The organism is Enteroscipio rubneri (assembly GCF_963929405.1).
Taxonomy (GTDB): Bacteria; Actinomycetota; Coriobacteriia; order Coriobacteriales; family Eggerthellaceae; genus Enteroscipio; species Enteroscipio rubneri.
Genome location: NZ_CAWVIN010000003.1, coordinates 1,536,689 through 1,544,006 on the forward strand (window position 1 = coordinate 1,536,689; position 7,318 = coordinate 1,544,006).

The 7,318-nt window shown below is 63.9% G+C and carries 13 protein-coding genes and 1 pseudogene; 7 read left to right on the forward strand and 7 right to left on the reverse strand.

Annotated elements, in window-relative coordinates:
• Window positions 1-322 precede the first annotated feature (322 nt).
• The 5 genes from ABGT83_RS13365 to ABGT83_RS13500 all read left to right on the forward strand — a co-directional run bounded on the left by ABGT83_RS13365 (window position 323) and on the right by ABGT83_RS13500 (window position 3,765).
• Window positions 323-1,162 (forward strand): energy-coupling factor ABC transporter ATP-binding protein, encoded by an 840-nt coding sequence (locus ABGT83_RS13365; protein WP_346688014.1) that lies wholly within the window; start codon window positions 323-325, stop codon window positions 1,160-1,162.
• Window positions 1,159-2,016: an energy-coupling factor ABC transporter ATP-binding protein gene (locus ABGT83_RS13370; protein ID WP_346688015.1), complete on the forward strand. Its 858-nt coding sequence runs from the start codon at window positions 1,159-1,161 to the stop codon at window positions 2,014-2,016. Before ABGT83_RS13365 ends, ABGT83_RS13370 begins: the two co-directional genes overlap by 4 nt.
• Entirely contained in the window at window positions 2,013-2,783 is a 771-nt protein-coding gene (locus tag ABGT83_RS13375; protein ID WP_346688016.1) for an energy-coupling factor transporter transmembrane component T family protein, read from the forward strand. Before ABGT83_RS13370 ends, ABGT83_RS13375 begins: the two co-directional genes overlap by 4 nt.
• Window positions 2,784-2,943: 160 nt before the next feature.
• Window positions 2,944-3,315, forward strand: coding sequence for a MarR family winged helix-turn-helix transcriptional regulator (locus ABGT83_RS13380; protein ID WP_346688017.1), 372 nt, complete (start codon window positions 2,944-2,946; stop codon window positions 3,313-3,315).
• A gap of 207 nt (window positions 3,316-3,522) precedes the next feature.
• Entirely contained in the window at window positions 3,523-3,765 is a 243-nt protein-coding gene (locus tag ABGT83_RS13500; RefSeq protein WP_428994611.1) for a GNAT family N-acetyltransferase, read from the forward strand.
• Window positions 3,766-4,038: 273 nt separating this feature from the next.
• Here ABGT83_RS13500 and ABGT83_RS13385 read toward each other — a convergent pair whose 3' ends face one another.
• The 5 genes from ABGT83_RS13385 to ABGT83_RS13405 form a co-directional block, all read right to left on the reverse strand.
• Complete coding sequence (locus ABGT83_RS13385) at window positions 4,039-4,491, reverse strand: ABC transporter permease (protein ID WP_346688042.1); 453 nt, start codon at window positions 4,489-4,491, stop codon at window positions 4,039-4,041.
• An 82-nt stretch (window positions 4,492-4,573) separates the two neighbouring features.
• Window positions 4,574-5,089 carry a hypothetical protein gene (locus ABGT83_RS13390; protein ID WP_346688018.1) on the reverse strand — a complete coding sequence of 172 codons (516 nt, stop codon included), beginning with the start codon at window positions 5,087-5,089 and terminating at the stop codon, window positions 4,574-4,576.
• 104 nt (window positions 5,090-5,193) lie between these two features.
• Window positions 5,194-5,544, reverse strand: a complete 351-nt coding sequence (locus ABGT83_RS13395) for a hypothetical protein (protein WP_346688019.1) — start codon at window positions 5,542-5,544, stop codon at window positions 5,194-5,196.
• Complete coding sequence (locus ABGT83_RS13400) at window positions 5,519-5,659, reverse strand: hypothetical protein (RefSeq protein WP_346688020.1); 141 nt, start codon at window positions 5,657-5,659, stop codon at window positions 5,519-5,521. Before ABGT83_RS13400 ends, ABGT83_RS13395 begins: the two co-directional genes overlap by 26 nt.
• Window positions 5,660-5,664: 5 nt before the next feature.
• Window positions 5,665-5,967 (reverse strand): ATP-binding cassette domain-containing protein, encoded by a 303-nt coding sequence (locus ABGT83_RS13405; protein ID WP_346688021.1) that lies wholly within the window; start codon window positions 5,965-5,967, stop codon window positions 5,665-5,667.
• A 125-nt stretch (window positions 5,968-6,092) separates the two neighbouring features.
• Between ABGT83_RS13405 and ABGT83_RS13410 the strand changes: the two genes are divergently transcribed.
• Together ABGT83_RS13410 and ABGT83_RS13415 are read left to right on the forward strand one after the other, a co-directional pair.
• Window positions 6,093-6,299, forward strand: coding sequence for a TetR family transcriptional regulator (locus ABGT83_RS13410; protein WP_346688022.1), 207 nt, complete (start codon window positions 6,093-6,095; stop codon window positions 6,297-6,299).
• Window positions 6,300-6,372: 73 nt separating this feature from the next.
• Window positions 6,373-6,744, forward strand: coding sequence for a hypothetical protein (locus ABGT83_RS13415; protein WP_346688023.1), 372 nt, complete (start codon window positions 6,373-6,375; stop codon window positions 6,742-6,744).
• Here ABGT83_RS13415 and ABGT83_RS13505 read toward each other — a convergent pair.
• Window positions 6,669-6,965 (reverse strand): GNAT family N-acetyltransferase, encoded by a 297-nt coding sequence (locus tag ABGT83_RS13505; protein ID WP_428994613.1) that lies wholly within the window; start codon window positions 6,963-6,965, stop codon window positions 6,669-6,671. The genes ABGT83_RS13415 and ABGT83_RS13505 overlap by 76 nt on opposite strands.
• Window positions 6,880-7,167 (reverse strand): annotated as a pseudogene (locus ABGT83_RS13510) (GNAT family N-acetyltransferase); the annotation flags it as partial. The pseudogene ABGT83_RS13510 and the gene ABGT83_RS13505, both read right to left, overlap by 86 nt.
• Between the last annotated feature and the right edge of the window lie 151 nt (window positions 7,168-7,318).

Genomic DNA, 7,318 nt, shown 5'->3' on the forward strand with positions numbered 1-7,318 from the left:
CCCTTCGTATTTGGCAGAGAATTGGAGGTATGTGAAATTCCGACGGCGGACGAAGGGCGCTCGTGGCATTTCAATTCCAGTGACCTGGGATTATGACAAGACGATTTCCGCAATGCGCTGGTTGACTCCCGCCCGAAGTCACATACCCCGCATTCTCTGCCAAAAGAGCCCTCTGCGCGAGCGGGGGCGGGAGCCGCGGGTCAACGGGGGCAGCGGGTCAACGGGAGCTGCGGTGACAATGGGAGCACGTGGGCGACGGGAAGAAGCGATGAGCCGACAGGAAAGAAAAGCATCAGGTAGGAACCGACGAGGAAGACCCAACATGATCGAAATCTCGAACTTCTCATTCAAATACCGCGAAAGCGATCAGCCGGTGGTGAGCGGCATCGAACTCACCATCCCGGACGGTGCGTTCGTCGGGATCACCGGCGCGGCCGGTTCGGGCAAGTCGACGCTCACCTATGCGCTCAACGGCATCATCCCGCACTGCTATCCGGGCGACTTCTACGGTTCGGTGACCGTGGACGGGCTCGACACCTGCGATGTTGCGCTCACCGACGTGTCGCAGGTGGTGGGCAGCGTGTGCCAAGACGTCGACAGCCAGTTCGTCACGTCGATCGTGGAGGACGAGGTGCTCTACGGCCTCGAGAACTTCGGCGTGCCGCGCGATGAGATCGAGGGCCGCGTGAGTCGGGCGCTGGCCGACATGGGCATCTCCGATTTGCGCGATCGCGTGATCTCGTCGCTGTCCGGCGGGCAGAAGCAGAAGGTGGCCATTGCGTCCATCCTGGCGCTCAACCCGCGAGTGCTCGTGCTGGACGAGCCCACCGCCGAGCTCGATCCGGCCAGCTCGCAAGCGGTGTTCGACCTGCTGGCGCGCTATGCGCGCGAGCACGGCACCACCGTCGTGGTGGTGGAGCAGAAGATCGCGCTCTTGTCCCAGTACGCCGACCTGTTGGTCATCGTCGACGAGGGGCGCATCCGCTTCGCCGACGAGCCCGCGAAGGTGCTGGAGCATTCGGACGAGCTCAAGCGGATCGGCGTCAACTGCCCGCGCTCGACCACGCTCATGAACCGTCTGCGCGCCGAGGGCCTGTACGGCGGCGCGTCCGTCCGCAACGTGCGCGAAGCGCGCGAGGCATTGAAAGAGGTGCTCGCATGATCGAGTTCGACGACGTGCACGCGTCCTACGAGGCAACGCTGCCCATCTTGAAGGGCGTCAGCTTCACGATCCGCGACGGCGAGTTCGTCGCGTTCGTGGGCACGAACGGCGCGGGAAAGTCCACTACGATGCGCCTGGTGAACGGCTTGCTGAAGCCCGATGCCGGCCAGGTGCTCATCGACGGCGTTCCCACGACCGAGCTGCGCACGAGCGAGCTTGCGCGGCGCGTGGGCTTCTTGTTCCAGAATCCCGACAGCCAGATCTGCTGCAACACGGTGCGCGAGGAGCTGCTGTTCGGGTTCAAGGCGCTCGGACAGGCGGGTCCCGAGGCCGACGCGCGCGTGGACGCCATCATCGAGAAGTTCGGCTTCGATGCCGACGACGACCCGTTCCTGCTGAACCGCGGCGCACGCCAGCTGCTGGCGCTCGCGTCCATCGTGGTGCTCGCGCCGCCGGTGGTGGTGCTCGATGAGCCCACCACGGGGCTGGACTTCTGCGAGTGCGAGAAGGTCATGGCCATCATCCGCCGCATCCACGAGCAGGGCGCCACGGTGATCATGGTGTGCCACGACATGGAGGTGGTGGCCGACTACGCGACACGCTGCATCGTGATGAGCGACGGCACGGTGGTGGACGACGCCCCCACCTTCGACGTGCTGCGCAACCGCGACACGCTCGAGCGCGCCTCGCTCGTTCCGCCGCAGATCGTGGACCTGTCGCTTGAGCTGGCGCGCGACATGTCGCGGCTCGCCGAAACGGCCGTCGGCCGTGCCAACACGGTGGACGAGATGCTGGCCGCCGTCTCAGCGGAGGTTCGAACGATCCAAAACGTCGAAAGGGGCGTGTGCGCATGAGCTCTTTTCTCGAATACGTGCCCGGCACCAGCCTGCTGCATCGTATGAATCCCGTGGCCAAGCTGGTGGCGGCCGCGTTGTTCGCCGTCGCGTGCTTCTGCTCGAGCAACCTCGTGTTCTTGGTCGTGCTGCTGGCGGTCGGGTTCGCGCTGGCCGCGACATGCGGCATGATGAGGCCTGCCATCGGCCTCGCGAAGGCGGTGTTCGCGTTCTCGCTGATCCTCGCCGTCGTCCAGATCCTCACGACGCCGAGCGGAGCGGTGCTGGCAGAGCTGCCGTGGGGCTACATCGGCACGGGCAGCCTGTTGGCGGCGCTCACCACGGTGGTGCGCCTCATGGCCGCCGCCATCCCGCTGTTCCTCGTGTTCTACGTCACGAAGATGAACGACATCACGAACGCCGTGGTGAAGGTGCTGCACGTGCCGTACAAGTACGCGTTCACGTTCACGTCCACCATCCATTTCATCCCCCTGTTCATGAACGACATGAAGGGCATCATGGAGGCACAGACCGCGCGCGGCGTGGAGTTCGACGCGGGCGGCATCGTGCGGAAGGTGCGCCTCATAGTGCCGCTGTGCGTGCCGCTGCTGGTGTCGTCGGTCCGCAAGACCAACAGCGCCGCCATCGCCGCGGAGGTGCGCGGCTTCAACTTGCGCGGCGTGACGAGCGGCTACAAGGAGTACCCGTTTGCGGGTTACGACGTGGCCGTGATGGCGGTCGCGGTCGCACTGGTGGCTTGCGCTGTGATATTGGGGGTCGTGCTGTAGAGGGTTGCGGGAAGCGGGGACGTCAGCTGGCGAACCGCTTCTCGCGCAAGGATGGAGCACGCACGCGCCCCGAACTTCAGTTGCGATAGATAGTTGACAAATACAACGAATAGTTTTAGCCTGGCAAGGTAGTTGTTATTGTCTACCAAATGGAGCGGTCGTGGATATCGATCTCGCAGTGCAAAAAGTTAGGGCGTTCAATCGCTTCTACATGCCTCTTATGAATCTGCTTGGCAACCATTATCTAGGTTCCGAATACTCTGCGACGGAAGCGCGCGTCTTGTTCGAGATTCGTGAAAATGAAGGCTGCAACGCCGCGTGCATCGCCAAAGCGATGAACATCGATAAGAGCTACCTGAGCCGCATCATCGCAGCGCATGAGAAAAGCGGCTACCTCGTCAAAACGGCATCCAGCGTTGACAAGCGTTCGTACGAGTTGCACCTGACCGACAAAGGCTCCAGACGGGCGGAGGAGTTCGTCAAGATGTCCAACGAGGATGTAGCAAGGATTCTCGCCCCCGTTGGCCCCTGACGAGCGAGCGCGCGTGGCAGACGCTTTGAATACGATAATAGAACTGCTCGGCAAAGGAGACGATGTACAATGAAGATAATCCCCTATTCTCCCGAATACAGAGACGAGTTCGTCGAGTTGAACCGGGCTTGGATATCGAAAATGTTCGTCATGGAGCCCCGAAGATTGAACGAGAGTTGAGCAACATCGAAGGATACATCCAGGCTGGTGGACAGATATTCTTTTGCGCTCGATGACGACGGTGCCGTTATGGCTTGCTGCATGATCGGCCCTCGGGAGGATGGCGATTGGGAGATCATGAAGTTCGCTGCTAAGGGGAAGTACACCCGGAACCGGAGCGGGGAGTGCCCTGCCTTGAGAGCGTGCATCGATTACGCCCGGGAAAGAGGGGTCGACAGGGTTATTATCGTGACCAATACGAATTTGTGTGCAGGCAATCCATTTGTATAGGAAGTTCGGTTTCGTGGAAATGCCCGTGGACAAGGAGAAGTTTCCCTTCGATCGAGCGAACATCGCATTCGAGCGTCGTTTCTAGCCCGTCAGGCGTCCTTGCGGAGGTGCACCATTGTCTCGGAGTTGGATGCCGTCTTCGAATAAGGGATGGTCTCGTTGCGGTGCGAGGTGTGGGAGCTGCGTCGCTTGTGCTCGACGACCCGCCCTCACGCGCTTTCCAGTATAACCCCCCCCCGGGGGGGGGGGTTAATGCGGGCTTTCGGATGGCCCCTATGCGCGCTTCTTGCGGAACTTGGCGGCGGCCAAGACGAAGAAGAGCGCGATGAATCCCCAGATCATAGCAAGGTCGAAGCCGACGCTGGCGAAATCGGCGCCGCGCAGCATGATGGCGCGCAGCGCGTCCACGCCGTAGGTGATGGGGAAGCATTGGCTGAGCACCTGCATCCACTCCGGCGCGCTTGCGAGGTCGAACAGCCCTGACAGCAGGATCTGCGGGACCACGAACAGCAGCATGAGCTGGATGACTTGGAACCCACTTTTGGCTAGGCCCGACACCAGCAGCCCCAGCGTGACCGAGGCGAGTGCCATCGACACCACCACGAACGCGACGAGCCAGACGGGTCCCTCGTTGGGGAAGCCGATGAACGCGAGCGCGATGAACAGGACGACCGCGGCCTGCGCGAGCGCCAGCAGGCCGAAGCCCGCGGTGTAGCCGCCGAGGATCTGCGCCGGCCTTCACGGGCGTGGCCAGAGAAGCGCGTCATGGTGCCCGCTCCGCGCTCGTTCACGAGCGACATGCCGCTGGTCAGGAACACGAAAGCGAACACGAAGATGCCGATGAACACGGGCCGTAGAAGTCGAACATCTTCCAATCCTCGGTGCCCGTGGAGATACGTCGTCTCGACGTCCTGCACGGAAGGTGGGCCGCCATGTCGAAGTCGAGGCCGTCGAGCTTTTCAGCCAGCGGGCTTGCGGCGGCTCCCGGGACTGCAAGTGCCTCCTCGATGGCCGCCTTTCGCTCCTCGACGTCGGCTTCCATCTCGTCGGCCGCTTCCTGCTGCGCCTCGCTCAGCGCTTTCGCCACGACGTTCGCCGCTGCGGCCGTCTTCGCGGAGTCGCTCCCCTCGGCCCACAGCTCCAGCGTGGCGTCGTCGCGCATTCGCAGCACGGCGTCGGCTTCGTTCGCGCGCAGCAGGCGCTCGGCTTCGGCCTCGGTGGTGTCGACGATGCGGGCGTCCTGGCCTTCGAGCGCTGTTTGGAAGCTGGCCGGCAGGTCCACGGTGGCCAGCCGCGGCTCGTAGGCGTCGGAGCCCAGCAGCACCGTACAGCAGCCACAGCACCACGATAGGAGCCACGAACAGCAGGGCGAGCGTGCGCTTGTCGTGCGCGAACTGCGACAGGACGCGCCGCGCGATGGCGAAAGCGTTACGCATGGGAGGCCTCCTTTCGCTCGCCGCCAGCCAACGCGAGGAACGCGTCCTCTAGGTTCTCGGCGCCGGTCTGCGCGAGCAGCGCGGACGGCGTGTCGTAGGCGATGACGCGTCCGTTGCGCAGCATCGCGACATCGTCGCACTGGAGGGCCTCGTCCATGATGTGCGTGGTCACGAGCAGCGTGACGCCTCCGGCGGCGAGCTCGCGGAAGCGCTCCCAGATGCGCCGACGGTGCTCGGGATCGAGGCCTACCGTAGCTTGTCCAGCACGAGCAGGTCGGGGCGGTGCAGCATGGCCACGCCCAGCGACAGACGTCGCTTCATGCCGCCCGAGAACGCTCTCCACCCAGCCTGTTTCGATCGGAGTCGAGCCGCGTGAAGGCCAGCATGTCGTCGATGGCATCGGCCAGCTCGGGCGCGCGCAAGCCGTTGAGCGTGCCGAAGAAGCGCAGGTTCTCCACGGCGGTCACGTCCTCGTACAGCGCGTGTCCTGCGGCATGAAGCCGATGCGTCGGCGTGCCGTGGGGTAGGGCGCCTGCTCGCCCAGCACCTGCACGGTGCCTGCGGTGGGAACCAGGATGCCCATGACGAGGTTGACCATCGTGGTCTTGCCGCAACCCGACGGCCCTAGCAGGCAGACGATGCGTCCTGCTGGAACGTCGAGATTCACCTGGTCGAGCACTGTCTTTCGCCCATCGCCTAGCGGTGTTTTGCGCCCGAAGCGCATGGTCGCGTCGGAGAACGCTATCATCGGCTGCTCGTGTTCCATGAAAGGGTCCTTTGCGGTCGTTTGTCCGTTTCTGCTATCATAAATCAAACAGGTTGTTGGAAAAAAGGAACAAGGGCGGAAGCCTGTCGGATTATCGCGCCGCCGCACGTCGGAAAGGGGCGCCCATGGCCCGACCTCGCAGGATTCGCCCGGCCCTTCGCGGAGGAGCGCCTGCAGAAAGCGTCTGGGAACTCATCGAAGAGCAGCCGCTCGAGCGCATGACGGTGGGCGACCTGACGGCGCGCGCGGGATGCAACCGCGGCACCTTCTACTATTATTACGATGATATGTACGAGATGCTCGACGTCATGATCGACCGGGAACCTGCCTAAGCAGCTGCCGTCGTTCCTGTTGCAGCATTTCACGGGCGAAGCCCCGTCGGCGGATCACGATCGAGAGCTCGCGATGGCCCTGCGCACGTTCAAACCCATGATCGACCGGCTGTGCCTGCTGCTGGCGAACGCGTCGTCTGCCCTTGTCGCTCGGCGCGTGAAAGGAGCCATCATGGAGTTGTGGGCGGCAGAGCTCGGCGCGGGCGCCGAAGCCGCGCTCGCGGGCGACGCTCGCATCGTGCTCGAGTTCGTGGTCAACGGCATCCTCGGGCTCATGGCGTATCGGGCTGAAACGGGGATGCGCATATCCGTCGAGGAGATCGCGCGCGTTCCTGGTTCCCGCGTTGCCCGACGCCCTCGCGCCTATACTCAGGCGCATCGTGGAGGCCGACGCGTCCCCTGCCTGAGTTCGTCGGCGTTACAGCCGCTTCGCGAAGCAGGATGAGGCGGTTCGCTTCCTCGAACCCGCGTGGAGGTGAACGCCAGGCTGGCCGCGTTGTCCAACTCGCAGTCGCTGGCGAATTCGGTGCAGCCGCGCTCCTTCGCCCACGCTTCGCAGGCGCGCAGCAGCTCGCGGCGCGTGCCCCCGATGCCGGCGCGCCTCGTCGACGTAGATGCCCTCCAAGTACCCGACGGGGCTCGAGGACGTGCCTTCCACGTAGTCACGGCGCAGCTGGCACTGGGCGAAGCCGCAGGCGTCGCCCTCGTCGTGGCAGTCATCGCCGAACAGCAGGAACACCGCCGCCTCGTCGCCCTCGATCAACTCGGAGAACTCCGGCTCCAGGTCGGCGGGGCGCGTGCTCGGGCCACAGGCGGGAGGCGAGCCGGGCTGCGGCTGCCAGGTCGACGGCTGCGCTTCGCGAATCATGGGTGCCTCGCTTCGACGTGCGCCGCACGGGCGCGGCAACAAGGGATGATGGTCGTCGTCGGATACGGTAGCAGAGAACGCAGGTGACTTGTCTTGGATGGTTCGGTGCTGGTGCAGGGGTTCACCATGGGGCTTACTCTGAGATAGCGCG